The organism is [Muricauda] lutisoli (nom. illeg.), assembly GCF_017313105.1.
GTDB classification, from domain to species: Bacteria; Bacteroidota; Bacteroidia; order Flavobacteriales; family Flavobacteriaceae; genus Flagellimonas; species Flagellimonas lutisoli.
Genome location: NZ_JAFLND010000003.1, coordinates 634,424 through 659,670, shown reverse-complemented (window position 1 = coordinate 659,670; position 25,247 = coordinate 634,424). Strand labels below are relative to the sequence as shown.

General features: G+C 42.1%; 26 protein-coding genes. 11 read left to right on the top strand and 15 right to left on the bottom strand.

All coding sequences use genetic code 11. The features are described 5' to 3' along the window. Nucleotides 1–17 precede the first annotated feature (17 nt). Together gap and J0X13_RS13885 are read left to right on the top strand one after the other, a co-directional pair. Complete coding sequence (gene gap / locus J0X13_RS13890; protein ID WP_207071984.1) at nt 18–1,028, top strand: type I glyceraldehyde-3-phosphate dehydrogenase; 1,011 nt, start codon at nt 18–20, stop codon at nt 1,026–1,028. After that, entirely contained in the window at nt 1,025–3,247 is a 2,223-nt protein-coding gene (locus tag J0X13_RS13885; protein WP_207071983.1) for a tetratricopeptide repeat-containing hybrid sensor histidine kinase/response regulator, read from the top strand. Before gap ends, J0X13_RS13885 begins: the two co-directional genes overlap by 4 nt. Here the strand turns inward: J0X13_RS13885 and lpxK are convergent. Continuing rightward, nucleotides 3,244–4,242, bottom strand: coding sequence for a tetraacyldisaccharide 4'-kinase (gene lpxK, locus J0X13_RS13880; protein ID WP_207071982.1), 999 nt, complete (start codon nt 4,240–4,242; stop codon nt 3,244–3,246). The two genes, J0X13_RS13885 and lpxK, sit on opposite strands and share 4 nt — an antisense overlap. A gap of 48 nt (nt 4,243–4,290) precedes the next feature. Here lpxK and J0X13_RS13875 point away from each other — a divergent pair, with 48 nt between their 5' ends. Further along, on the top strand, nt 4,291–5,385 hold the full coding sequence (locus J0X13_RS13875) for a Nif3-like dinuclear metal center hexameric protein (protein ID WP_207071981.1): 1,095 nt from the start codon (nt 4,291–4,293) through the stop codon (nt 5,383–5,385). Nucleotides 5,386–5,390: 5 nt separating this feature from the next. After that, nucleotides 5,391–6,170: a zinc ribbon domain-containing protein gene (locus J0X13_RS13870; protein ID WP_207071980.1), complete on the top strand. Its 780-nt coding sequence runs from the start codon at nt 5,391–5,393 to the stop codon at nt 6,168–6,170. Between the two features lie 110 nt (nt 6,171–6,280). Here the strand turns inward: J0X13_RS13870 and J0X13_RS13865 are convergent, their stop codons facing one another. After that, nucleotides 6,281–7,627, bottom strand: a complete 1,347-nt coding sequence (locus J0X13_RS13865; protein ID WP_207071979.1) for an FAD-dependent oxidoreductase — start codon at nt 7,625–7,627, stop codon at nt 6,281–6,283. Between the two features lie 141 nt (nt 7,628–7,768). Between J0X13_RS13865 and J0X13_RS13860 the strand changes: the two genes are divergently transcribed. Genes J0X13_RS13860 through J0X13_RS13850 form a run of 3 tightly spaced genes read left to right on the top strand, consistent with a single transcriptional unit; the run spans nt 7,769 to nt 10,743 of the window. Beyond that, a complete protein-coding gene (locus J0X13_RS13860) occupies nt 7,769–7,918 on the top strand; it encodes a DUF2256 domain-containing protein (RefSeq protein ID WP_207071978.1) in 150 nt (49 codons plus the stop codon). Next, a complete protein-coding gene (locus tag J0X13_RS13855; RefSeq protein ID WP_207071977.1) occupies nt 7,908–9,206 on the top strand; it encodes a DASH family cryptochrome in 1,299 nt (432 codons plus the stop codon). The genes J0X13_RS13860 and J0X13_RS13855 overlap by 11 nt, the downstream gene beginning before the upstream one ends. Before the next feature lie 4 nt (nt 9,207–9,210). After that, complete coding sequence (locus J0X13_RS13850) at nt 9,211–10,743, top strand: cryptochrome/photolyase family protein (RefSeq protein WP_207071976.1); 1,533 nt, start codon at nt 9,211–9,213, stop codon at nt 10,741–10,743. Between the two features lie 139 nt (nt 10,744–10,882). Here J0X13_RS13850 and J0X13_RS13845 read toward each other — a convergent pair whose 3' ends face one another. The 4 genes from J0X13_RS13845 to J0X13_RS13830 form a co-directional block, all read right to left on the bottom strand. Continuing rightward, entirely contained in the window at nt 10,883–11,428 is a 546-nt protein-coding gene (locus tag J0X13_RS13845) for a ClpP family protease (RefSeq protein WP_207071975.1), read from the bottom strand. Nucleotides 11,429–11,501: 73 nt separating this feature from the next. Next, entirely contained in the window at nt 11,502–12,332 is an 831-nt protein-coding gene (locus J0X13_RS13840; protein WP_207071974.1) for a mechanosensitive ion channel family protein, read from the bottom strand. A gap of 34 nt (nt 12,333–12,366) precedes the next feature. Further along, nucleotides 12,367–12,555: a hypothetical protein gene (locus tag J0X13_RS13835; RefSeq protein ID WP_207071973.1), complete on the bottom strand. Its 189-nt coding sequence runs from the start codon at nt 12,553–12,555 to the stop codon at nt 12,367–12,369. After that, nucleotides 12,556–13,185 carry an RNA polymerase sigma factor gene (locus tag J0X13_RS13830; protein ID WP_313786734.1) on the bottom strand — a complete coding sequence of 210 codons (630 nt, stop codon included), beginning with the start codon at nt 13,183–13,185 and terminating at the stop codon, nt 12,556–12,558. It abuts the gene before it with no gap. Between the two features lie 86 nt (nt 13,186–13,271). Between J0X13_RS13830 and J0X13_RS13825 the strand changes: the two genes are divergently transcribed. Continuing rightward, nucleotides 13,272–13,961 carry a hypothetical protein gene (locus J0X13_RS13825; protein ID WP_207071972.1) on the top strand — a complete coding sequence of 230 codons (690 nt, stop codon included), beginning with the start codon at nt 13,272–13,274 and terminating at the stop codon, nt 13,959–13,961. A 162-nt stretch (nt 13,962–14,123) separates the two neighbouring features. Then, entirely contained in the window at nt 14,124–14,519 is a 396-nt protein-coding gene (locus J0X13_RS13820; protein WP_207071971.1) for a VOC family protein, read from the top strand. A 45-nt stretch (nt 14,520–14,564) separates the two neighbouring features. Here J0X13_RS13820 and J0X13_RS13815 read toward each other — a convergent pair whose 3' ends face one another. The 3 genes from J0X13_RS13815 to J0X13_RS13805 are packed head-to-tail and all read right to left on the bottom strand — an operon-like array spanning nt 14,565 to nt 17,546. Continuing rightward, nucleotides 14,565–15,713: an MFS transporter gene (locus tag J0X13_RS13815; RefSeq protein WP_207071970.1), complete on the bottom strand. Its 1,149-nt coding sequence runs from the start codon at nt 15,711–15,713 to the stop codon at nt 14,565–14,567. Nucleotides 15,714–15,754: 41 nt separating this feature from the next. Next, nucleotides 15,755–17,023 carry a kynureninase gene (kynU, locus tag J0X13_RS13810; protein WP_207072067.1) on the bottom strand — a complete coding sequence of 423 codons (1,269 nt, stop codon included), beginning with the start codon at nt 17,021–17,023 and terminating at the stop codon, nt 15,755–15,757. Nucleotides 17,024–17,081: 58 nt separating this feature from the next. Beyond that, nucleotides 17,082–17,546, bottom strand: a complete 465-nt coding sequence (locus J0X13_RS13805; protein ID WP_207071969.1) for a GNAT family N-acetyltransferase — start codon at nt 17,544–17,546, stop codon at nt 17,082–17,084. A gap of 66 nt (nt 17,547–17,612) precedes the next feature. Between J0X13_RS13805 and J0X13_RS13800 the strand changes: the two genes are divergently transcribed. Then, on the top strand, nt 17,613–18,254 hold the full coding sequence (locus J0X13_RS13800) for an O-methyltransferase (protein WP_207071968.1): 642 nt from the start codon (nt 17,613–17,615) through the stop codon (nt 18,252–18,254). Here J0X13_RS13800 and J0X13_RS13795 read toward each other — a convergent pair. The 6 genes from J0X13_RS13795 to J0X13_RS13770 form a co-directional block, all read right to left on the bottom strand. After that, on the bottom strand, nt 18,220–18,792 hold the full coding sequence (locus J0X13_RS13795) for a phosphatase PAP2 family protein (protein WP_207071967.1): 573 nt from the start codon (nt 18,790–18,792) through the stop codon (nt 18,220–18,222). The two genes, J0X13_RS13800 and J0X13_RS13795, sit on opposite strands and share 35 nt — an antisense overlap. A gap of 7 nt (nt 18,793–18,799) precedes the next feature. Then, on the bottom strand, nt 18,800–19,072 hold the full coding sequence (locus tag J0X13_RS13790; protein WP_127138444.1) for a Sec-independent protein translocase subunit TatA/TatB: 273 nt from the start codon (nt 19,070–19,072) through the stop codon (nt 18,800–18,802). Between the two features lie 83 nt (nt 19,073–19,155). After that, nucleotides 19,156–21,468: a M1 family metallopeptidase gene (locus J0X13_RS13785; protein ID WP_207071966.1), complete on the bottom strand. Its 2,313-nt coding sequence runs from the start codon at nt 21,466–21,468 to the stop codon at nt 19,156–19,158. Nucleotides 21,469–21,528: 60 nt separating this feature from the next. After that, the gene (locus J0X13_RS13780; protein ID WP_207071965.1) at nt 21,529–22,047 is read right to left on the bottom strand and encodes a DUF6702 family protein; all 519 of its coding nucleotides are present in this window, start codon (nt 22,045–22,047) and stop codon (nt 21,529–21,531) included. Between the two features lie 144 nt (nt 22,048–22,191). After that, entirely contained in the window at nt 22,192–23,001 is an 810-nt protein-coding gene (locus tag J0X13_RS13775; protein WP_207071964.1) for a BamP family beta-assembly machinery protein, read from the bottom strand. Continuing rightward, nucleotides 22,998–23,738 (bottom strand): BamP family beta-assembly machinery protein, encoded by a 741-nt coding sequence (locus J0X13_RS13770; protein ID WP_207071963.1) that lies wholly within the window; start codon nt 23,736–23,738, stop codon nt 22,998–23,000. The genes J0X13_RS13775 and J0X13_RS13770 overlap by 4 nt, the downstream gene beginning before the upstream one ends. A 213-nt stretch (nt 23,739–23,951) precedes the next feature. Here J0X13_RS13770 and J0X13_RS13765 point away from each other — a divergent pair. Continuing rightward, nucleotides 23,952–25,247 (top strand): phage tail-like protein (locus J0X13_RS13765; RefSeq protein WP_207071962.1); only part of this gene is annotated, 1,296 nt, incomplete at its 3' end.

Sequence of the window (25,247 nt, the reverse complement as noted above, 5' to 3'; positions counted from 1 at the left end):
GCGCGCCCTCCCCAATCATGAAAAGTATAACCATTGGAATAAATGGCTTTGGCCGTATTGGCAGAACCCTTTTCAGGCTTTTGCTGAACCATCCGAACATTAAGGTCGCGGCGATAAACGATTTGGCCAATGCCGAAACCTTGGCCCATCTCCTCAAATATGATAGCATACACGGGGTATTAAATAAAGAAATCGCGCACAAGGACAACGGCATCTTGGTAGATGGCAAGGAAATTCCAGTGCTCAACCACCATCACCCCAAAGAAATAGATTGGAAATCGCTCGGGGTAGATATTGTTGTGGAATCCACAGGAAAATTCAAGACCCGCCAAGATTTGGAATTCCATATAAAAAATGGGGCAAAAAAGGTGATTCTTTCCGTCCCACCATTGGACGACTCCATCAAAATGGTGGTCCTTGGGGTCAATGAGGATATCATAAACGGTGAAGATCAAATAATTTCCAATGCATCCTGCACAACCAACAATGCTGCTCCAATGATCAAGGTCGTCAATGAGTTGTGCGGTATTGAACAAGCGTATATTACTACGGTACACTCGTATACCTCTGATCAAAGCTTACATGATAGCCCGCATCGGGATTTGCGCAGATCAAGGGCCGCCGGACAATCCATAATCCCTACAACAACGGGAGCCGCAAAGGCACTGACCAGTATTTTTCCTGAATTGTCGGAAGTAATAGGAGGTTGTGGTATCAGGGTTCCAGTTCCAAACGGCTCACTTACGGATATCACATTCAATGTAATCAAAGAAACCTCGATTGAAGAAATAAATGCTACCTTTAAAAAGCAAGCGGAAAACAACTTAAAAGGTATTTTAAATTATACTGAAGACCCTATTGTTTCTATCGATATAAACAATAGTTCGTTCTCTTGTACGTTTGATTCTTTGATGACCTCCGTTATCGGTAAAATGGTGAAAATCATCGGATGGTATGATAACGAAACTGGATATTGTTCCAGAATTATTGATTTAATAGCTTTGCTGATAAAGAAAAACTACGTTTGATCTTCAACTTCGTCAATAAAAGTCTGGGCAAAAATTTGCCATTTCTCCTGTGCACAATACTATGTACACAACTCTCTTTTGCCCAAAGCGAAGAAAATTCCATATCGAATGTAAACGACATATTAAATGAGTTTATACAATATCGACATGAGAATAAAGTAAACAAAGCCTTAGAAACTTTGAACAAGGCGGCCAATATTGCCGAGAGGAATGAAGACACCAATCTTTTAATCGACATTTATCAACAGATGTCAAAACTGCTCTTGGAAGAGGGTGATAGGGAAACTTCCGAATTTTATTGGAGCAGGGCTTCTTATTATTTGAAAGATAACCCCTATCCGCTAGGAGAAGCATTTCAATTATATATGGATGCCGCCCTCAGATTTGATGAAGGCAATAATTTTCAAGCACTGAAACAACTGGAAGAAGCCAGGAAAGTCAGCAATAACAGAAACCTCACCAACAATATACTTTTACTTGAGGCCAACATCTACTCCAATATTGAAAAGTTTGATGATGCCATCAAGAACCTGCACGCCCTTATTGTAAATTCAGATAATGAAGAGCGTGCATACCTGGCCACCCGAGCGAACTTGGAATTGGGAAAAATAAGCGTCACCCTAGATGATCTCGAAGAAGGGGTCATCCATTCCAAAGCGGCTTTGGAACTGGCAGAAAAACACGGTTTCTCCAAAGAAATCAAAAATGCTTTCGAACAATTATCATCCATATACGAAGCTGATGGCAATTATCGCGAGGCACTGAGATATTCAAAAGGTTTGGCCCAAATCAAGGATTCCATATTCAACATAGAAAAAGTTCAATTGGATTCGGATACGGCCGATAAAACCCGTTTTGACCATCAAATGAACGAAATGAACAAACTCCAAGCTAAAAACGAGGAGTTGAGCGAATCCAAAAACCGTTCAGAAATCACGGCCATATTAACCTCCGCCTTTTTGACCATTATATCCTTGTTAGCGGTTTCATTGTTCAGGAACAACCAAATAAAACTCAAAACCAATGATCTTCTCTACACTAAAAACAAGGAATTGGAGTTGGCGAGGGATGCAGCGGTTTCTGCCATGGAGGCCAAAACAAATTTTCTGTCCACCGTTACGCACGAGTTACGGACACCTTTATACGCCGTAACAGGGCTTACGCATTTGTTGTTGGAAGAAAACCCCTCCGAACACCAAAAGGAACATTTAAAATCGTTAAAATTTTCCGGGGAATACCTGCTCAATTTCATTAACGATATCCTGCAAATCAATAAAATTGATGCTGAAAAACTTGAGCCGCTCAGTATAGAATTCAAACTGCACAAAGTTCTGACCGATGTTGTAGAATCCCTTCAACAGAATGCCAACGAAAAGAACACGGAGCTCATCTTGGATTATGACCGTACCATACCAGGAAAGCTCTTGGGAGACCCGATAAAACTATCCCAAATTTTCATGAACTTGGTAGGTAACGCCCTTAAATTCACCAAAAATGGTAAGGTAGAGGTTATTGCCAAAATGCTCAATAAAGATGAAGATCAAGTAAAATTATATTTTGAGGTAAGGGACAATGGTATCGGTATTTCCGAAGAGCAGCAGAAAAATATCTTTGAGAGTTTTGAGCAGGGCTCTATCCAAATCAACCGGGAATATGGAGGAACAGGTCTTGGATTGACCATTGTAAAGAGTCTTTTGGGATTGTTTGGCAGTACCATTCACTTGGAGAGTGAATTGGGCCATGGAAGTTCTTTTTATTTTGAAATGGATTTGGATTACGAAAGCAAACAGGGTGAAGAAGTTGTTTTCGAACTCAATCCAGAGGAATTCCAATTCAAAGGCTTACATGTTCTGGTGGTCGAGGACAACAAAATCAACCAGGTGATCACCAAAAAAATGCTCACCAAAAAAGAAATTACCTGCGACATTGCCAACAATGGTAACGAAGCAATTGATTTGGCCCAAAAAAACAGCTACGATGCTATTCTAATGGATATTCACATGCCTGGTATCAGCGGTGAAGAGGCAACACGACAGATTCGGAAATTTGATACAAACATCCCCATAATTGCACTTACGGCGATTTCTTTAGATGACAGTTTGGATAGTTTCTACGAAGCAGGCTGTAACGATGTGGTCACCAAACCATTTAAGCCCGAAGTGTTCTACCAAAAAATAGGAGAGAATATTTTTAGGAGCAAAATGCAAGGTTCCGTCTAAAACAAGGCTTCAATAGCATTTTTTAACACCGTTTCATCTTCTTTGGAAAAACTATGTGCTATTTCCAAAAAGTATAGTTTTTCGACCCTCCCTTTTAAGCGAACAAAATCCTTTTCGGTGGTCAATATCAGCTCATAATCCTTGAATAGTTCAATTTCCTTGTCGGAGAAATGATGGTGATCCCCAAACCGGAAATGTTTAAAATGAATTCCTTCCGCACGCAGATGCCGAACCAAAGGTGCTGGCGAAGCGATTCCCGTCACTAAAGCCACTTGCTTATCATTTAATTGAGCTAATGGTATTTTTTCCTCGCCCCCATCAGATATTAAATCATGATAGGTTAGCGTGGCAAATAACACCTTTTGGTGCTTTTTTGGTTTAAGTTTTGATGTAATGACCTTCTTTTCCTCTTCGGAAATACCAACTGGACATTTGGTTACAACAATCAAGTTGGCGCGATGCGCTTCCTTTTTGGCATCTCGAAGATTTCCGGTGGGCAAATACCAATCATTGATATATAAATTATGGTAGGTAGTGAGCAGTAATGAAAAATTCGGCTTTACCCTTCTATGCTGAAAAGCATCATCGAGAACAATAACATCGGGGTCGACCAAATCCTGTAGTTTTTCGATACCATTGCACCGATCAGCGTCTACGGCAACCGTTACCTTGGGAAATTTTTGATGGATCTGATAAGGTTCATCTCCCAATTCCAAAACCGTACTTTGAGCATCTGCCAAGTAAAAACCCTCGGATTTACGCTTGTAGCCCCTGCTTAGGACAGCAGTTTTTCGGTTTTCCAATATCCGAAGCAAATGTTCCGTCATAGGGGTTTTACCTGTGCCCCCAACACTCAAGTTGCCCACACAAATGGTAGTTGTTTTGTACGATTTGGACGAAAAAACACCAATATCGAACAAGAAGTTTCGAACATAAACCACAAAGGCATAGACCAAAGAAATGGGGAACGCTATTTTCCGGAGCAATTGAAGCATTGAACGAAAATATAATATTTTATCTTTAGCCCACTTAACATTTTTAAAATGAACGTTAACGAGATAGCAAAAACCCTGGAGGAATTGGCTCCTTTGGCCCATGCCGAGGATTTTGACAACGTAGGCCTCCTAGTGGGAGACCCGAACATGGAGGTTAATGGGGTTCTAGTGACCCTCGACACTTTGGAAAATGTGGTGGACGAAGCCATCGAAAAAAAAAGCAACCTTATCGTAAGCTTTCACCCCATTATTTTCAAGGGATTGAAAAGGTTGACAGGGAGCAATTACGTAGAGCGCGTTGTACTAAAGGCCATAGCCAACAATATTGCCATTTACAGCATGCATACTGCATTGGACAATAGTAAAATGGGGGTAAATGCGAAAATTTGTGAGGTTTTGGGAATCAAAAACCCAGAAATCCTTATTCCAAGGGCAAAAAGCATCAAAAAATTGACCACCTACGCCCCCAATGCCGATGCGGAAAAGATAAAGCTGGCCCTCTTCTCGGCAGGTGCTGGGGAAATCGGCAAGTATAGCAATTGTAGTTATAGCGTGGAAGGCACCGGAAGCTTTAAGGCAGAAAACGATGCTAATCCATCCATTGGAAAAGTTGGTGAGCTACATTTTGAGCAAGAGACACAGATCAACGTCATCTATTCCTTTGAAAAAGAAAAAAGAATCCTAAAAACTCTTTTTGAAGCCCACCCTTATGAAGAAGTAGCCTATGAGGTGCTCACTTTGGAAAACACCAATCAAGACTTGGGGATGGGCATGATAGGCACTCTTGAAAACGAAATGAGTGAAAAAGATTTTTTGCTTTCGGCCAAAGAACGGATGAATGCTTCCGTAGTAAGGCATTCAAAACTACTCGGAAATAAAGTTAGGAAAGTTGCCGTATTAGGGGGGAGCGGAGCGTTTGCCATTGGCGCCGCAAAGAAAGCGGGTGCCGATATTTATGTTACGGCCGACCTTAAATATCACGATTTTTACCAAGCCGAAAATCAATTGGTGGTTGCAGATATTGGGCACTTTGAAACTGAGCAGTTTACAAAAGATTTATTGGTTGATTATCTTACGAAAAAAATTCCTAATTTTGCAGTCTCTTTATCGGAGAGTATAACGAATCCCATCAAGTATTTATAAAATATATGGCGAACAAGAAAGAAAGCACTGTGGAAGAAAAGTTGAGAGCACTGTACGATTTACAGCTTATTGATTCCAGAGTGGATGAAATCCGCAATGTTAGAGGCGAATTGCCTTTGGAAGTACAAGACTTGGAAGACGAAGTTCTTGGTCTTAAAACCAGAATGGACAAATTGAAAACGGATGTTGAGACCATCAACTTTGAGATTACTGCCAAAAAGAATCTTATCGACGAGTCCAAGGCGCTAATCAAAAAATATAGCGAGCAACAAAAAAACGTAAGGAACAGCCGAGAGTTCAATTCCTTGAGCAAAGAAGTGGAGTTCCAAGAGTTGGAGATTCAATTGGCCGAAAAGAACATTAAAGAGTTCAAAGCGCAGATTGAGCAGAAAAAAGAGGTGATTTCCGCAACCAAAGAGAAATTATCTGAACGTGAAGGTCACTTGAAGCACAAAAAAGGTGAACTCGATGCCATTCTTGCAGAAACTGAAAAAGAAGAAAAAGCCCTTTTGAAAAAGTCGGAAGAATACGAAGACAAAATCGAAGAGCGTTTGATCAAGGCATACAAAAGAATCCGTCACAACGTGAAAAACGGTTTAGCCGTGGTTCCTGTTGAGCGTGGAGCTTCTGGTGGTTCTTTCTTTACCATTCCACCACAGGTGCAGGTAGAGATTGCATCCCGTAAAAAAATCATTACCGATGAGCACAGTGGAAGAATTTTGGTAGACCCTCTTTTGGCCGAAGAAGAGCAGGAAAGAATGCAAAAACTTTTTGCCAAAATCTAATTTCCATTACGTAAGAAATTAAAAAAGCCACCTTTTTAAGGTGGCTTTTTTAATGCTGTAGGTTTTATCAAAACAGCTATCTTGATTGTGCCGACATGGCAATTGACCATCTACTTACCTAAAAGTTCCAGAATTTTATCCTCTACTTCTTGGGAGTCCCATTTTTCTTCAATATTGGGCGTTTTCATTACCTCCTTCATAATTTCTTCCTGCAAATCTCCAATCGCCAATGCCTCCGAATAAGGTTTGTCCGAAAAAGTAACACGACTGTAAACAGGCACCCATTTTTCTGGGTGTTTGCCTGCAAAATGCTTTTCAATTTTTTTCTGTAACAAAAACTTTGGGTCGGCAGTTTTACTGCTCATTTCAACAAAGTTCCGGTAACTTAGTTCGGCAATGGCATCTGCATTGGGTTTCCGTTCCTCCTGGTATTCGGAAAAAATGGTATCCCAATCATCCCCATGCTTTTCCATGAGCTGGTTGAGCACATAGATGTCCTCGAAACCGGCGTTCATTCCTTGTCCGTAAAAAGGGACAATGGCGTGCGCCGAATCCCCCACAAGGGCCACTTTGTTCCAATAGGTCCATGGATAGCACTTCATGGTAACCATGGCACTGGTAGGATTGGTAAAAAAGTCTTTGGTCAAATCTTCTATTTCCTTGCGAACGTTCGGGAAGTATTTTTTGAAAAATGCCTTGGCATCATCGACAGTAGTTATGCTCTCAAAGGAAATTTCCCCTTCAAACGGCAAAAACAAGGTACAGGTAAAACTACCATCAATATTGGGCATGGCTATGAGCATAAACTCTCCACGCGGCCAAATATGGAACGAGTTTTTGTCCAACTTGTGCGTTCCATCCTCGTTGCCTGGTATGGTAAGTTCCTTATAGCCAACATCTATAAAGTGCTGCGAGTAATTAAACCTGCTCCTACGTTGCATTTTATGGCGGACCCTCGAGAAAGCACCATCACAGCCAAAAATCAAATCATATTGATACTCCTTCCACTCACTTTTTTCCGTTTCGCCCGTATAGATTTTGGCCTCTGGCAAATTCACGTCCCAGACCTTTTCATTAAATCGAAAAGTAGCTCCTTCCTCTTCTGCAAGATCGATCATCCGCTTATTGAGGATACCTCGGGATATGGACCAAATAGCCTCTCCATCCTTTCCATACTTTTGAAAATAAACGGGTTTATCGTTTACATGCATGGCACGCTTATCCAAAGGAATTGCCAAGTCTTTGATTCTATCACCAATACCTACTTCGTCCAAGGAACGCCATCCTCGGTTGCTCATAGCCAAGTTGATGGATCTTCCCGAAAACTTGATGGTCCTGATATCCGGTCTTCTATCAAAAACGGTGACCGTATGTCCAATTCTTCGAAGATATATTGCTAAAAGGGAACCCACCAATCCGGAACCGATGATGGCTATATTTTTTGGAGTCTGTGCCATAAATGCCCAATGGGCTTAATTCTGATTAAAGCGATAAAAGTAAGCATTTTGCGCATTAAACTGTTCGGATTCCTTCGTTTCACTCAACCTTATCCATATTTTGTTTAATTTTTTGTTATTTTTATTAAACAATAAATTGGATTGACGCACAAGAAACCGTATTTACCCACTAAAATATGTCCCGTATGCAAAAGACCCTTTGCTTGGCGAAAAAAATGGGCCAAGGTTTGGGAGCAGGTCATCTATTGCAGTGAACGGTGCAGAAAAAACAAAAACAAGGATGGAAACTAGTCTTATTTGGTTCGGAAACAACCTAAGGATTCAGGACAACGAAGCACTGAACAAAGCTGCTAAAGCTGACCGCTTGGTTGCTGTCTACTTCTTTGACCCTCGACAGTTCCAAGTCAATTCATTCGGATTTAGAAAAATGGAACGTTTCAGGGCCAAGTTTTTATTGGAGTCGGTGCTTCAACTTCAGAAGAATCTGGAAAAAATCAACATTACCTTACTTGTCTACCACGAAAAACCGGAAGCCAAGATTCCCGAATTGGTGCAGCGCTTCAACGTCAACAATATTTATCTTCAGCATGAGTGGACGTCCGAGGAAAATCAGGTGATTCAAAATGTTGAAAACCGAATACACCAAACGGTGACGTTCCACAAAACCATGGACCAGTTCCTTTTTCATCCTGAGGACATTCCCTTTGACTCGTATGCGCAGATTCCGCAGATATTTACAGTTTTTCGAAAAAAATGCGAGAAGCATGTTCAAGTAAGACCTTGTTACGACAAACCAAGAGTATTCCCATCTGACAATCGAATGGAATCCCAACCGCATCTCCCTAGCTTGGAAGACCTCGGGTTTTCCCACTTTGAGGCGGACCATAGATCTGCCTTTCCTTTTATGGGTGGCGAAAACAACGCCCTAAAACGGTTGCAGCATTATTTTTGGGACACCAAAAAACTGGCCTACTACAAAAAAACCAGGAACGGACTGGTGGGCACGGATTATAGTTCCAAATTCTCCCCTTGGTTGGCCAATGGCAGTATTTCTGCCCGCACGATTTATTGGGAGGTCAAACGTTTTGAAAACGAAATCAAGAAAAATCAAGACACTTATTGGCTGATTTTTGAACTGATTTGGCGAGATTACTTCAAATATGTTTCGCTAAGGCATGGCAACCAAATTTTTAAAATCGATGGTATCCTTAAAAAGGATTATAAATGGCACACCAACGAGGCGGTCAAACACGATTGGATCAATGGTAAAACCGATGATGATTTTGTAAACGCAAACATGATTGAGCTTAAAAATACCGGGTGGATGAGCAACCGCGGCCGACAGAACGTGGCCAGTTATTGGTCCAAACACCTACAACAGGATTGGCGCATAGGGGCCTCTTATTTTGAAGCCATGCTCATTGATTATGATGTACACAGCAATTGGGGCAACTGGATGTACAACAGTGGCGTGGGCAACGACCCACGGAACAGGACCTTTAACACCGAAAGGCAAGCGGAACGATACGATCCAAACAAAAAATTCCAGAGCCTTTGGTTACAACCCACCTTATTCTAATTTGATGAAAACACTTAGACTAATCCTTGGCGATCAGCTCAATTTATCCCATAGCTGGTTACATCAAGTAGATGATGACCATATATACCTTATGGCCGAAATGCGGCAGGAAACGGATTATGTAAAACACCACATCCAAAAAGTGGTCGGTTTTTTCTGTTCCATGCGGAATTTCGCAAATACGCTGAAAGACGAAGGGCACAACGTGATATACCTTAAGATTGGTGATCCAAACAATCCCCAGAAACTACTGGACCTTATTGATCAAACCATTTCGGAGCACAATATTGAAAAGTTTGAATACCAATTGCCGGACGAATACAGGTTGGACCAACAGCTCCAAGAAATCTGTGAGTCCATTTCCATTGCTTCAGAAGGTTTTGATACGGAACATTTTTACACTAGCAGAAATGAACTGGAAAATCATTTCAAGGGCAAAAAACAATTACTGATGGAAAGTTTCTATCGGATGATGCGAAAGAAACACAACATTTTGATGGTAAACGAACAGCCTGAAGGCGGAAAATGGAATTTTGACCAGAGCAATCGTAAAAAATGGAACGGTTCACCGGAGATTCCAGAAGAACTATCCTTCAACACAGATGTTACCGAACTGTTGGATGAAATCAAAAGTGCCAAAGTAAACACCTTTGGTAACATTGATGCCAAAAACTTTCCATGGCCCACCTCCTACCAAGAATGCAAAAAGTTATTGGATTTTTTCTGTTCGAAGTTGTTGCCCTATTTTGGAGACTATCAAGATGCTTTGCATACCCAAGAAAAATATCTGTTCCATTCCCGTCTGTCCTTTGCCATGAACAGTAAAATGTTATCGCCAAAAGAAGTCATAGACACGGTTATAGAACAGTATTACCAACATAAAGACGATATCCATATTTCGCAAGTGGAAGGATTTATACGACAGATATTGGGATGGCGTGAATACATGCGCGGCGTATATTGGAAAGAGATGCCGGGCTACGCTGAATTGAACAATCTAGAGAACCACAACCCTCTCCCAGATTTCTTTTGGACGGGGAAAACGAAAATGAACTGTCTGCACAAAGCCATCACCCAAAGTCTGGACGATGCCTATGCCCACCACATTCAACGTTTAATGGTCATCGGCAACTATGCACTGCTCACGCAAGTTGACCCCAATGAAGTAGATGCCTGGTATTTGGGGGTATACATTGATGCCATTGAATGGGTGGAGATTACCAACACCCGAGGCATGAGTCAATTTGCCGATGGCGGTCTCGTAGCTACCAAACCTTATGTAAGCAGCGCCAATTACATCAATAAAATGGGGAATTATTGCAAGGAATGTGCCTACAGCCATACGGTTAAGTCTGGAGAAAACTCCTGTCCGTTCAATTCCCTTTACTGGAACTTTTTAGAGGAAAAGAAAGCACATTTCAAGAACAACCAACGTATGTCGATGATGCTGAGCTTATTAGAGAAGAAAAGCAAGGAAGAGTTGATCGGGTTACAAGAAAGGGCGCGCAACATTATTGAAAGGCCCGATCAATTTTGATTTTAACAATCGGTTGAAATCCGATGGCTGTCAAATTATCGTATATCTATTACAATATTCCGCTACGGCGTCTATATATAAAAAGTCCTTCACAATACGTTGCGAAGGACTTTTCACTTTTTAAGAAGTTGTTGTCTTATTATAGGATTTCATCCACGATTCCGTATTCCACGGATTCTTCGGCACTCATCCAGTAGTCACGATCAAAATCCTTCATCACCTTATCATACGGTTGTCCACAATTTTCCGATAGGATTTTAGCGCCCAATTCCTTGGTCTTGATGATTTCCCTTGCCTGGATCTCGATATTGGAGGCCTGTCCCCTTGCCCCACCACTTGGTTGGTGTATCATAACACGGGCGTGTGGCTGAATAAATCTTCTACCCTTTTCCCCTACCGATAAAAGTATGGAACCCATAGAGGCCGCCAAACCGGAACATACCGTGGAAACAGGGCTTTTTATCTGTTTAATGGTATCATAAATGGCAAAACCAGAGGTTACGTACCCGCCTGGGCTATTGATGATCAATTGAATCTCTTTATTGTTCAACATATCCAAATACAGTAACCTGTCTATTACGTGCTTTGCAGAATCATCATCTACTTGGCCCCACAAAAACACTTTGCGGTCTTCTAACAGTTTTTCTTGGATCAATTCCTGAACTTTTCCTTTTTTTGAACTCATTTTTTACGTGTTGTAAGACTTCAAAAATAATCAAATTCCAAGGAAGTTACCGCACTTGTTTTTCACAATACGCCTATTCTGATTTTATCTGCACTTTTTGTGATACCACATCCTTGATCGGAATCACGAATTTACCCTCTTGCGTTTCCAAAGTAAGGCTATTGTTCTCAATGGCTTTTATGGTTCCTTCATTGCCACCAATTACAATTTTGTCGCCGACCACATACGTTTTCCGGGTGTAAAATGCCCTTAGGATATCTGCCACGATCTCGCGGGAGCCCAAGCCAACCCCCAAGGCGAAAGCCAAAAGGAAAGAGCCCAAAATCAAGGTAATGTTATTGGTGATGATGGTGGTATCCACCCCTGCCTGATTCAATGCGGTGATGGACATAAAGATGACGATCACGTAGAAAAATAGGTTGCTTACAATATTGGAACCGCCAAATTCCAATGAATCGAACAATCGCTTTATGGTTTTCTTTACAAAATTCCCGATATAGAACCCGAGCATCAATAAGGCAAGGGCACTAAAGAATTGCGGTAAGTAATGTAAGAGGTTGCCAATTTCCTTGGATATGATTTTCCAATCCAAAATATCGGCGGCCACAATCAAAAAAACCAAGAATAAAAACCACCGTACAAAGCCCGATATAATTTTGATGAGGTCTATTTCAAGGTCGCCTTTGCCTGTGAAATCCATACCGTTAATTTTATCGTTCAGCAGATCGATTTTAGCGAGTTTTAAGATTTTCCTTAAAAGGAAAAGGACGATTTTGATGATAATCCAACCCAAAAACAAAATAACGATCGCTCCCAAAATTTTAGGAAAAGCCAATGCTATCTCTTTGCCCATTCCGGATAAGGAATCAAGTGTCACATTTTTCCATTCATTAATAGTCTCCATAGTTGTTGTTTATTTATAGTGTTCTGTTAGTTGATTAGTTTTCCCCTAGGGTTCGAAACAGTTTACGCAAAGCTCCTCCCAAATTGATCGAGAACAATGAAGCCATGTCCATGATCAACTTTGCCGCCGCAATATCGTTCATCACTTTTTGCTTCATTTCGGGCGGTGCTTCGTGCAGCGAAGCCTCCAGCTCTTTAAATGGGTTTTTGTGTTTCTTTGCCATCTATTCCAGGGTATTGTAGATTTCCAATAGTCTTTCTTTTGCTCTTTTTAGCCTCATCTTCACAGCACTCTCTCCAACGTTCATTAAACTCACCAGTTCTTTAATGCTGGCTCCATCTTGATATTTGAGCAACAATATAGATTTGTCCTCAACGGCAATTATCTCCAATGCTTTCTTGAGTTTATCCGCTTTCATTTCATACAAACTCTCATCGGGCACTTCTTCGGTAAGCTTATGTTCGGAATTTTCAACTTGTACGGACTTGTCCCGTATTTTGAGTTGTTTGTTCCTATTAACATAGTTCACGCAAAAATTATAGGTAAAAGAATACAGCCAAGTAGAAAACTTCGACTTCCCTTTAAAGGTCCGAAGCTTGATAAAAAGTTGGAGGAATACATCCTGCGTTAGATCCTCCGCCTCGTCCTCGGATTTTGCAAATCCGTAACATTTATTGTACACCATCTTGGCATAGCGATCATATAACTTCCCAAAAAGCATAGGGTCGTTGTCCGCTACAATCTGTTTCACTAATTTCTCATCGGAAAGATGTACGTATAAGTCTTCCTTTTCCAAAAACGCTTTGTCGGGGTTACTTATAAGAATTAGAAACAAGTTTTTTAAAAAAGTCACTCCAGAAACAGATTTATTTGGTCAGGCTTTTTAAAATGGGGCGCAAAATAAGAGATTTTCCTAGTATATTTGGTTAAAAACCTGATATGAAGACCAATTACATCGTTGCCCTGTTGTCTATTTTAATTTTTGCTTCGTGTAAAACGGAACCCAAAAAAACCGAAAAAACGGCCGAACCTACCGCAACTGAAAAAACTGTCCCCGAACGTATTGCTGAGGCTCATGGCTTTGATAATTGGGCCGACGTGAAGGAAATTACCTTTACCTTTAATGTGGATCGGGATTCCATGCATTTTGAGCGTAGCTGGGACTGGGAGACCAAAACCAACAACGTTACGGCCATATCTGGAGCCGACACCCTTACGTACAACCGAAATTCCATGGACAGCATTGCGCTAAAGACCAATAGCGGTTTTATCAATGACAGATACTGGTTGATGGCCCCATTTAATTTAATTTGGGACTCCGGCAACTATACCTACGAACATACCGGAGAGGCCACGGCGCCCATTAGCAACGAGCCCATGCAGAAACTTACTATTGTGTATGCCAACGAAGGTGGTTACACCCCAGGTGATGCGTACGATTTTTATTTTAAGGATGATTATATTATTCGTGAGTGGGCATATCGCAAATCCAACCAAGAAGAGCCCAACTTGGTCTCCACTTGGGAAGATTATGTGGATGTCGATGGTTTACAATTGGCCCAACAGCACAACCGCCCCGATGGCGGAACCAGTTTATATTTTACCGGGCTTTCTGTAAGCAAGGAGTAATGCAGTTATTGTGAGTCAGTAAAACCCACAAAGCATATATTAAATTATCCCGGTCACAAGTTAAAGGTGATGTTAAGCATTGGTTCTATTCCTATGTATAGGTACCATAATATAAAATATACCGGTACCAATTAAGTTGGCCAGAATGTAAAATCACCGAAAATGAAAATAACACTGATTAGTATTCCCGTTCGAGACCAAGAAAAGGCGATGCGGTTTTATACCGAAAAATTAGGCTTTATTAAAAAGAAAGACGAACCTTTAGGTGGTGGTAACAGATGGTTGATACTAGTATCTAAAGATTGGGTAGATGGACCAGAATTATTATTAGAGCCCGCACCCAACCACTTTGAACCATCCAAGGTGTATCAAGATGCATTGATGGAAGCAGGTATACCATGGACACAATTTGATGTTGAAAATGTAGACTCCGAATACGAACGTTTGACCGAGCTAGGAGTTGAGTTCAGTGTAAAGCCCACTAAAGCAGGAAACGTAAAATATGCAATCTTTAATGACACCTGTGGGAACAATATTCAATTGGTACAGGAACTTTAAAAGCACTATTGCATTGGTCAGATACAGGGAATTGATTGTTTCCCTTCACTTTCCTCTCCTACGCAAGAAAAAAGTAATACCAAAAACCAAGAGGGCCATACACAACAGTAAGAGAAAGCTATAGTTTAAAGAGGCACTTTCCGCAATAAAACCAAGGATTACGGGACCCAACAAAAACCCCATATACCCAGCTCCTGCAATAAAAGCTACCCCTTGGGAAGAATCCACTCCCTTTACATTGCCCCCAATTCGGAACAACTCGGGCACTATAACCGAAAAGCCAAGGCCATTAAAGGCAAATCCGACAATAGACCATACCGTATGCTGCGTGAGCACCAAAACAAAACCAACAGCGGCAATAAGCGCACCCAGCATAACTATTTTAATGGGGCCTATTTTGGCACTGATCCCATCCCCTAGAAATCGACCTAAGGTCATAGTAGTGGAAAATGCCAAAAATCCTGCTCCAATGAGCATCTCCGGGGCCATGGTCATTTCTTTGAGGTACAGGGAGCTCCAATCTATTATGGCACCTTCGCTACCAAAAGACACAAAGCCGATAATCCCCAGTAATAGCAATGGTTTAAACAACTTCAGGCTAAAAGGTTCCTTTTCCACTGGGGCTGCCACTATCTGGATGTAATGTTTTTTCAGAAAAAAATTGATGACAAAAACCAAAACTACGGTAATGCCCATGTGCAACACAGGGTTCCCGATTACAGGAATCAGGAAACTACCGAGTCCCACCAAAATACCACCTAAACTAAAAAAGCCGTGGGCAGCGGACATAAAGTTTTGCTTATCCTCCTTTTCAATCTCCGTGACCAAGGTGTTTATAGCAATATCAATAAAACCGTTGCTGGCCCCAAAAAGGTAGAGCCCAGCCATCAACAAATAATAATTGGGTGCCATAAGCGGTAACATGGCCGTAACCGAGACAAACAAAACCCCATACCACGAAGCCCTTCCCACCCCAAGTTTATTGATGATCTTGGAGGCCACGGGAAAAATGGTAAAAACCCCTAGGGACAAACAAAAAAGCGCTATCCCCAAATCAGCTTTGTTTATATCCAGTTTTTCCTTCACCGTAGGGATATAAATGGCCCAAGTACCAAACCAAATATTGATACTGGTAAATACCCATGCCGGTGCAAAATACCTTGGGTTGGATAAAATTAGCCAAAGGGATTTCATATGTTGGTCGAGTTTGGTCGGTTCATTTTAATGAATGGAATTTATTTTCCCTGTATTCCTTCCTTTAAGATCTGTCCAAAACGGTACATATCCTCATACGAACAATATAGGGGGGCAGGGGCCAACCGGATAACGTTGGGTTCCCTCCAATCGGTAATCACACCGTTTGCCATTAAATAATCAAAGATGGCCTTACCTTCACCGTGCAAAAAAACGGACAGTTGACAACCCCTTGCCTTAGGGGTAATGATCTCAAATGTGCTATCCACTTCCTTATCGATTTCGTGCAGTACAAACTCCAAATAGGCCACAATGGTCTTTTGTTTTTCGATCAGGGCATCCATACCCACTTCATCAAATATTTCCAAAGAAGCCAAATAAGGTGCAATGGACAATATGGGCGGATTGCTCAATTGCCATGCATCGGCACTTTCAATGGGGTCGAACTCGGGTTTCATTAAAAATCGGGTCTCCTTTTTGGTACCCCACCAGCCCTCAAAACGTGGAATGTCTTCTTTGCCCAAATGTTTTTCGTGTACAAAGATTCCAGATGCGTTCCCTGGACCACTGTTCATGTATTTGTAGCTGCACCACGCGGCAAAATCAGCACCCCAATCGTGTAGGTTCAGTTTGATGTTTCCGACCCCATGGGCCAAATCCCATCCCACAAAGGCACCTACACCTTTTCCTGCTTTGGTGATGGCTTCCATATCCAGTACTTGACCGTTATAATAGTTGACACCGCCCATCAGCACCAGGGCCAGCTCATCTCCTACCTCGTTGATCTTTTGAATGATATCTTCCGTACGCCAAGCATGTTCGCCTTCCCTCTTTTTTACCTCAACAATGGTATCTTTGGGGTCCAATCCATGAAAGCGGACCTGACTCTGCAGCATATATTGATCGGACGGAAAGGCTTTTTCCTCACAGATAATCTTAAAACGTTTTTCGGTGGGTCGATAAAAAGATATCATCAATAAGTGAAGGTTTACCGTAAGCGTATTCATCACTGAAATTTCCTTGGGCATGGCCCCTACCACTTTGCCCAAACCTTCAGCAAGTCTTTCGTGATAGTCCCACCAAGGTTTATCGGCATAAAAATGACCTTCCACAGCCAGTTCCCGCCAATCCTTCATCACATCATCCACAAACTTTTGGGTCCGTTTGGGTTGAAGCCCAAGTGAGTTTCCCGTAAAATAAATCACATCTTTTCCGTTGACCTGTGGGTAGTGGAATTCGTTTCGGTAGGAAGCCAATGCATCGGAAGCATCAAGCTTTTTTGCAAATTCAAGCGTATTCTCGAATGTCATTTTCTCTTTGGTTTGCATCAAAAATACGATTTGTGGGAGTAATGTGGGGAAAAGAAATTTACTCTAAACGCATTTCGATGATATGCTTTTTAAAACCCACTTTTTCATAAGCCTTGATAGCGGGCAGATTTTCGTTGTAAACAGTCAATCTGATTTCCTTGTATCCCTCTTGTTGGGACCATTGCTTAAGTTCGTCAACAATTAGGGCATTGATACCCTTCCCCCTAAAACCCTCGTCCGTATACATAAAACCAAGATAGGCATACAGCTCATGGTCCAGATAATGTCTCGCTCTTTTGGGAATGGCATAGCCCGAAGCAACTATCTTCCCCTCTGTTTCCGCCACCACCACATGAGCTTTAGGGTCTTGGATCATTTCGCCAATATCGTAGTAGCTGATGGGCCCTTCTTTTATGGTAACATCAAAAGGTCGTTCAGCCTTTATGATTTCCTGTTCAAAATTCAGCAATACGGGAAGATCTTCCAGTGTTGCCGTTCTTATGTTCACCTTTGGTAATGCCATGGAATGCTTTTGGTTTATCAACTGTTCCAATGTAGTTCTTTTCTATATTTTTGCGAAAAATATATCATGCATTTCCTATCGCCCATTTTGGAGAGTTACATTGCCAATAGTTCGGAGGATGAACCCGAATTGTTGCAAGAACTGACCCGAGAAACGCACTTAAAAGTGGTACAGCCCCGAATGATCACAGGGCATTTTCAGGGTCGGGTGTTGAGCATGCTCTCCAAGATCATCAACCCCAAATATATTTTGGAAATCGGCACTTACACAGGCTATTCGGCCCTATGTTTGGCGGAAGGACTTAAAAAAAACGGGGAACTCCACACCATTGAGGTAAACGAGGAACTCCATCAAATGCAACGTAAATATTTTGATAAAAGCGGTTATGGAAACCAAATCATTCAACACGTTGGGGACGCGTTGGATATTGCTCCCAGCTTAAACCGTACTTTTGACCTTGTTTTTATTGATGCGCAAAAGGTGAACTACGATGCCTATTTTGAAGCTGTGATCAAAAAAACCAAACCAGGCAGTATTATTCTGTCCGACAATGTGCTTTGGTCCGGGAAAGTGGTGGAGCCTTTACAAAAGTCAGATAAAGCAACCGCGGCATTGCTTGAGTACAATAAAAAATTAAAAGAAGACCCTAGAGTGGAAACAGTATTGTTGCCCATTAGGGACGGACTGACACTGAGTAGGGTGCTATAAAGCTCCGGTACAGAACATAAAAAAGCCATCCGGAAAACAAACCTACCACCATACCCACAATAATGTCCAACGGAAAATGCACACCCACGTAAATACGGCTCATGGCAAATAAGATAGGCCAAATAAAAAACAGTGCCGCCCATTTTACTTTACGGCGCAGAAACAAAAATACCAACATGGTTATGGAAAACGAACTGGAGGCATGTCCTGAAAAAAAACTATAGTCCGTTGGAGTTTTTAAGATACGGATCAGGGTATTGATTTCTTCGGTATTATTAGGGCGCAACCTAGCTACCGATATTTTGGTGAAATGCGTAACAACTGTGATAAAAATGGCCAACGCGAGCACGGTAAAAAACATGTGGAGTGCCACCTTTCTGGGGAATTTGAGAAAAAACAATACCAAGAATAGGATAAAAAGGGGAATCCAGGTAGAGATATTGGTGACCGTGGACCAAAAAACATCATAATCCTCTATGCCCAATCCATTGAGATAAACAAAAGTGTCCCTATCCCATTTGAGCAATTTTTCCAACATCGGAATCTTACTTATTGAGGTCTCTTTTGATGGAGCCGGAAACTTCGTCTACATTCTTTTTCACATCATCGATTTCCTTACGGATGTTCTTGGTGAAGTCGGTATCCACATCCGCAGTCTTCTGGATTTCGCGTTTAATATCGTCGGTAGCGTCCTTAAGTTGGCGCATTCCTTTGCCGAGCCCCCTGGCTATTCCAGGAATCTTATCTGCACCAAACACCATCACTACAATGAATAGGATGAAAAAAATCTCGGCTCCGCTTATAAATAGAAATTGCATGGCACAAATATAATCAGATATTGGGTTCAAAATAAAAAAAGCCCCGTGAAATCACGAGGCTCTTAACATAGTTTTTTCTTTTACTATTTTCCTTTGATGTTCTCCTTGAACTTATCAAAGTCAGACTTCTCTTCTTTCTTGGGCCAAGAATTGTTGGTCGTATCAATATCGGCTGTTTCCAATTTTGGATCCACCACGATTCCAACCAATTCTTTTTCCGTGGCCATCACTCTTTTTACCTCAGCATCATTCTTTCTCCAAATTTCAGGAGGATACGTAACGCTCTCGGTAGTACCATCGGCATAGGTGTACTCCACTATCAATGGCATTGGAATACCTCCTGGCTTATCAAAAGTGATTTCATAGAAATACTTTGGCTCTTTAACCTGAGCTCTTTGAGCCTCGGTCATGTTGTCCATCATAAACTCCTTAAGGTTCTGGGAAGTTTCGGTCGGTGATTTACCTTTTAGCTCGGGAGCAAAATCCTCACTGTCTTCTTCGGCCAAATAAACCAAAGGCGGAAGGTCGGCCTCGGTAAGGTTTCTGTCAGCCATGTATTTTTCCATTTCCTTGGTAGGCTTGTTGGACACGTAGTATTTTTTAACTCCTTTTACGCCAATATCCACATAATCGGTAGTGTAGAACCATCCTCTCCAGTACCAATCCAAATCCACAGCGGAAGCATCTTCCATGGTACGGAAGAAATCTTCTGGGGTCGGGTGTTTGAACATCCAACGTTGCGCATAGGTTTTAAAAGCATGGTCAAACAATTCTTCTCCCATTACCGTCTCTCTAAGAATGTTAAGAGCAGTAGCTGGTTTTGCGTAGGCATTTGGTCCAAGCTGATATACATTTTCCGGGTTGGACATAATGGGTGAAATATAGCTTTGATCACCTGCCATATAAGGAACAATCTTAGCTGGGTCACCTCTTCTTGAAGGGTACTTTTCGTTTGGAGCGATAACCTCAGGGTTGTTTTTTCCAAACTCTTGCTCGGCCAAGTACTGCATAAACGTATCCAAACCTTCGTCCATCCATCCCCACTGACGTTCATCGGAGTTTACGATCATTGGGAAGAAGTTGTGACCAACCTCGTGGATGATCACACTGATCATACCATACTTAACTCTATCGGAGTAGGTACCATCCTCGTTTGGACGACCATAGTTCCAACAAATCATCGGATACTCCATGCCTTGGTTTTTAGCATGTACGGAGATTGCTTTGTGGTAAGGGTAATCAAACGTGTGTTTGGAATACGTTTCCAAGGTCTGTGCCACGGCTTTGGTGGACATTTCCTCCCAAAGTGGGTTACCTTCTTTTGGATAAAGCGAAACTGCCATTACATCTTTGTTTCCGATTTTAACGGCTTGCATGTCCCAAATAAACTTTCTGGAAGTGGCAAATGCATAATCCCTAACGTTGGTTGCCTTAAACTTCCAGGTTTTGGTATCTGTGGAAAATCCTTTTTCCGCAGCTTCTGCTTCTTCTTGTGTTACAATGATCACAGGCTTATCATAAGATTTTTTGGCCTGCTTGTAACGCTTCATCATATCTCTAGAGAATACATCGTCACGGTTTTGAAGCTCACCCGTCGCATCCAATACGTGGTCTGCAGGAACGGTAATGCTCACGTCGTAGTTACCGAATGGCAATGCGAACTCTCCACTTCCCCAGAACTGATGGTTTTGCCATCCTTCCACATCGCTGTACACAGCCATTCTTGGGAAAAACTGGGCAATTACATAGGCACGGTTACCGTCTTCTGGAAAATACTCGTATCCAGAGCGGGCTCTGTTTACCGTGTGATCAGGGATATTGTACCACCACTTTATATCGAACGAAATTTTCTCACCACTTTTAAGCGGTTGTGGGATATTGATACGCATCATGGTCTGATTGATGGTATAGGACAATGGTTTTCCACTGCTATCGGTTACCGATTCAATATTAAAACCACCATCAAATGGCTCAGTGATATAGGTCTCGGCAAAATTACCGGCGGTATAGGCAATATTTACACCATTTCCGTTACGAAGTGGTGACTTGGAATCCTTGGCACGTACATTTTGATCTAACTGTACCCAAAGAAACTCTAGATCGTCCGGCGAATTGTTATGATATGTAATGGTCTCTTCCCCATTGATTTTCGCATTTTTATCATCCAGGTGAATATCCATCACGTAATCCGCCTGTTGTTGATAATAATCTGGACCGGGTGCCCCAGAAGCGGACCGGTATGTGTTTGGTGAGGAAAACTCCTCGTACAATTGTTTAAATTTACTCTGGTTGTAATGTCCGGGCTCCCGCTCTTCTTTAACGTCTCCCTCTTGTGCCATAACCACGGCTCCAAAAAGGAACAACACGGAAGCAAAGCAATACTTGATTCTGTTCATTTTCTATCTGATTTTATAACGGTGAAAAATAACATATTTTAACCAAATGTTAAGAATAGGTCATAAGTTTAACATTCCTTTATTGTTCTCCCTGATCAACACAAAACTTTTTTTGTTGCCCTTCCATTTTACATGGACCACATTTTTCTGTTCATCGAACAAATCAGTGAGCACTTCGTTCTGTACGGACATGGTTTTTATTTTTGATAAGTCCACATCGGGGATTTCCAGGTAACAGATGACCACGTCGGTATCGTAGCGTTTCCCCAAAAAATTATATGGTACGATTTCCCCATCAAATTCCACCACAAATTTGGTCCTGAAATATTTCTCGATGTATTCGTCCGCAATCTCGGATTCCTTTGGAGTGGCCAACTTGGTCTCTATACCGTACCGTTCCTTGAGAAGCTTATCGAGGTCATCTATAAAAACCCGACTGGTAATCTGGAAAGCTTTATCGTCCTCCGAATAGGAAATATTGGTGACGCTTACATAGAATTTATGGGCGGATGAGAAAGAAAAAAACAGTAGAATTACCAAAGGTAGCACCCAGAGTTTTGCTTTTTTTAGTTTCATCATGTTCAATAAGACTTTAATTGTGCAACAATGTTACAGTTTTAGCATACGTTCTGCAATTTACCTGCCAAACTATTTTTTCGGGACATTTCGACTGCGCCCAATAAGACAGCGGTTCCAAACCTTCAACTCCTGACTCCTGAAAAATCAATCCAAATCGTTGTTTTCGCGATAAGCTCTGCTTTTCTGCAACATGACATCCCATATTCTTAATTTATCCTTAGAGGCTAACGCTGCCTGAAACTTTTCATCCACTTCGCAGAAATACATAAAATCATCAATTTTTTCCAAGGGGATTTTTAACGTGGTCAAAAACAGGGAATCGGCATAAAAGCTTTGTACCTGTTGTGTTTGAGCATAGGTACTTTCAATCTTCACCCGGTTTTTGAGCATTTTGGTGCGACCGGTAATCGCATTGATTATTGGATTAAGACTAAGGGCTCCTCCCGCTCCACCAATGCCACCTCCACCCATTACGCTCATGCTGGAAGCTTCCTGTAACCTTCTTTCACTTTGCGTAGGTATACTTTGGTGGGCATTCGGCAATTTTAGGGCTTCGGCGCTCACATCCTTTTCCAAGGTGACCCTATCGATATCCTTACTTAAATCCCCTGTTAAATCGTAGGGTCTTACCACCACTTCCTTCAATTGGTTCACGAACTCCTGCATGGGCACTTGAATAAAGCTGGACTGGTACAATGCTTCGGTGACGGGCAAAGATTTCTTTAAAAAATGAACTGCGGAAAACACCAAGGTGTCATTGACCCGGACACGGATTGAAAAGTTCCCCTCAAAATCGGTGATCACAGCATCATTTGTAGTGCTATTTTGTACCACGACCCCTACAACATCCTTATCAGGGCTCGTTACTCTTCCTTGCAATGTTTTGACACTTCCATCTTGGGCAAGAGCCCATTGGGTGGCAAAAACTATCAATGCAAAAAAGATTTTTTTCATTCCTCATTCAAGGTTGCCAGATACTCCTTGCTTTGGGTGACCAAAAAATCGATCAGTTGGAATTCGTTTTCTTTTTTGAGCAAGGTCTGCGAAGGTATTTTATCATCACAATACAAAAGAAATGCATCTATTTTGTCCTGTGGTAGTCTAAGGTCCACTACAAAGAACTCATCATCGTAAACATGCCTGAGAACTTCGCTCACCTTAAGCGGTGCCCTTTGTTGCCCATTGACCTCTTGCGATTTGAACAAAGCCTTGAATATGTTTACAAAATTGATTCCGTCCTTCATCCCCCGGGTAATTCTGGAATTGGCGATATTCTCGACCTCCGTACCCCGATCTATTTCATAATTGAATTCCTTGAAATCCTCGTTCTTTACCTGCAGAAACCTCTCTTGGTTTTCCGGGGTCACCACCACTTCGTCCAGTTCCTGTACCTTTTCATCCACTTCCACCACCAAGCGGTTGTTCGCTAAAATTTCGGGCGTAATTTCAACCACCTCCAATTGATAGTTTACCGCGGTAAACACCAACTGATCCCCATCTTTTACGCGGATCATAAATTCTCCGTTTTCGTCGGTTATGGTAGCTATTCCGCTGGTAGAATTGATAACGTTCTCGTTAGGTACGTTCGAACTCCGGTAAAGCACCTTTCCCCTGAGCATTTGGCGGGTATCCTGTGCCATGGACCAGCCGGACACAAGCAAAGAGAACACTATCAAAAATATATTTTTCATTTCAATGTATTTAGCACAAGTTAAAGAAAACCCTTGGAGGCGATAAAAAAAATTAAGGCGTTCTAAACTTTTGTTAATTCTGTACCCTACAAATATACCAAAGGGAATTCCATTCACCCTCTAATTACGTGTTTTGACGGTATTTATTAAAAATATTGAAACATAAGGTTAGTTTTGTTTTTTACGTTTGGAAATCCTCAAATAACAAACACTGTGAAAACTTCAATTGTCACCTTGATCATTGGCCTACTCATGATCAACAGCATCAGCGGACAGGTAAAAATCGGGAACAACCCGCAAAACCTGGACCCCGCCTCCGTACTCGAACTGGAAAGCACTACCCGCGTATTGGTCATCACCAGGGTTACCGATGCCCAAATGAGCCTGATCGACCCATTGCCCGGTGCCATGGTGTACAATACCGACCAAGAGTGCCTGCATTATTACAACGGAACGGTATGGGTAAACATCTGCGACGAACTGGACAATTCGTTTACCGTAAGCACCAGGGCCGATTATTTAAGACTACTGAATCCACAAGCCAGGGACAGCACAGTGGTAATTACCCCAACGACCAATCCGGACGGTAGCGTTAATTACAATTTTGAGGTAGGACAGATCACCGGAGCCAATATCGTGACACAATCCATTAATGGGGATTCAAAAATACAGCCGACATCCATTACCACGGGATTGCTGGCTCCAAAATCCGTAACCATTGGCAAGTTTGCCGATGCCACGAGTGGACAGGCCGGGGACATTTTCCAATGGAACGGTACCCAATGGACCTTGGTCAACGAATCGGTATTGGGGATTACCGAAAAAGACAGCATTATAGGGAATGAAGTTTTCGATGCCACCGATGCCACTTTGATCCGATCCGGAAATGGAGAAGACATTCCGTATACCTTGGATGTTTCCGAAGGAGGAATTACAGCTTTTGAGATTGCCACAGGTGCGGTAACTACTGATGAAATATTCAATGGCACCATTTTAACAGAGGACATTGCGGATGCTGCCATCACCAATGCCAAACTCGACAAAGCAACCATTCCGTTGAGTGGGTTCGGGGCCGCGGGAGCACCTGTGGATTTAGGCAATCAAAATATGGTTAATGTTGCTGACCCAACAAATCCGTTAGATGCGGTAAACCTTCAATATTTGGAAGGAGCAATTACCGCATCCGAAGCAGCAGACCTAGACATTAATCCAACCAACGAACTCCAGAGCCTGAGCCTGGCAAGCGACCAGTTGAGTATCAGCGACGACCCGACTGCGACGCCAGTCGACCTCAGCGGTTACCTGGACAATACCGACAGTCAGAACCTCAGCATTGGAGGCGCGGGAACACCGAACCAAACAGTGGAGGTCGCCATATCCGGAGGTACGAACGCACTTGTGGATATCCGTGACGGGGATTCAGACCCCACAAATGAAAACCAGACGGTTTCTGCGAGCACGGGAATATCAGTGTCCCAAACTGGACAGGACTTCCAGGTCACAAATACA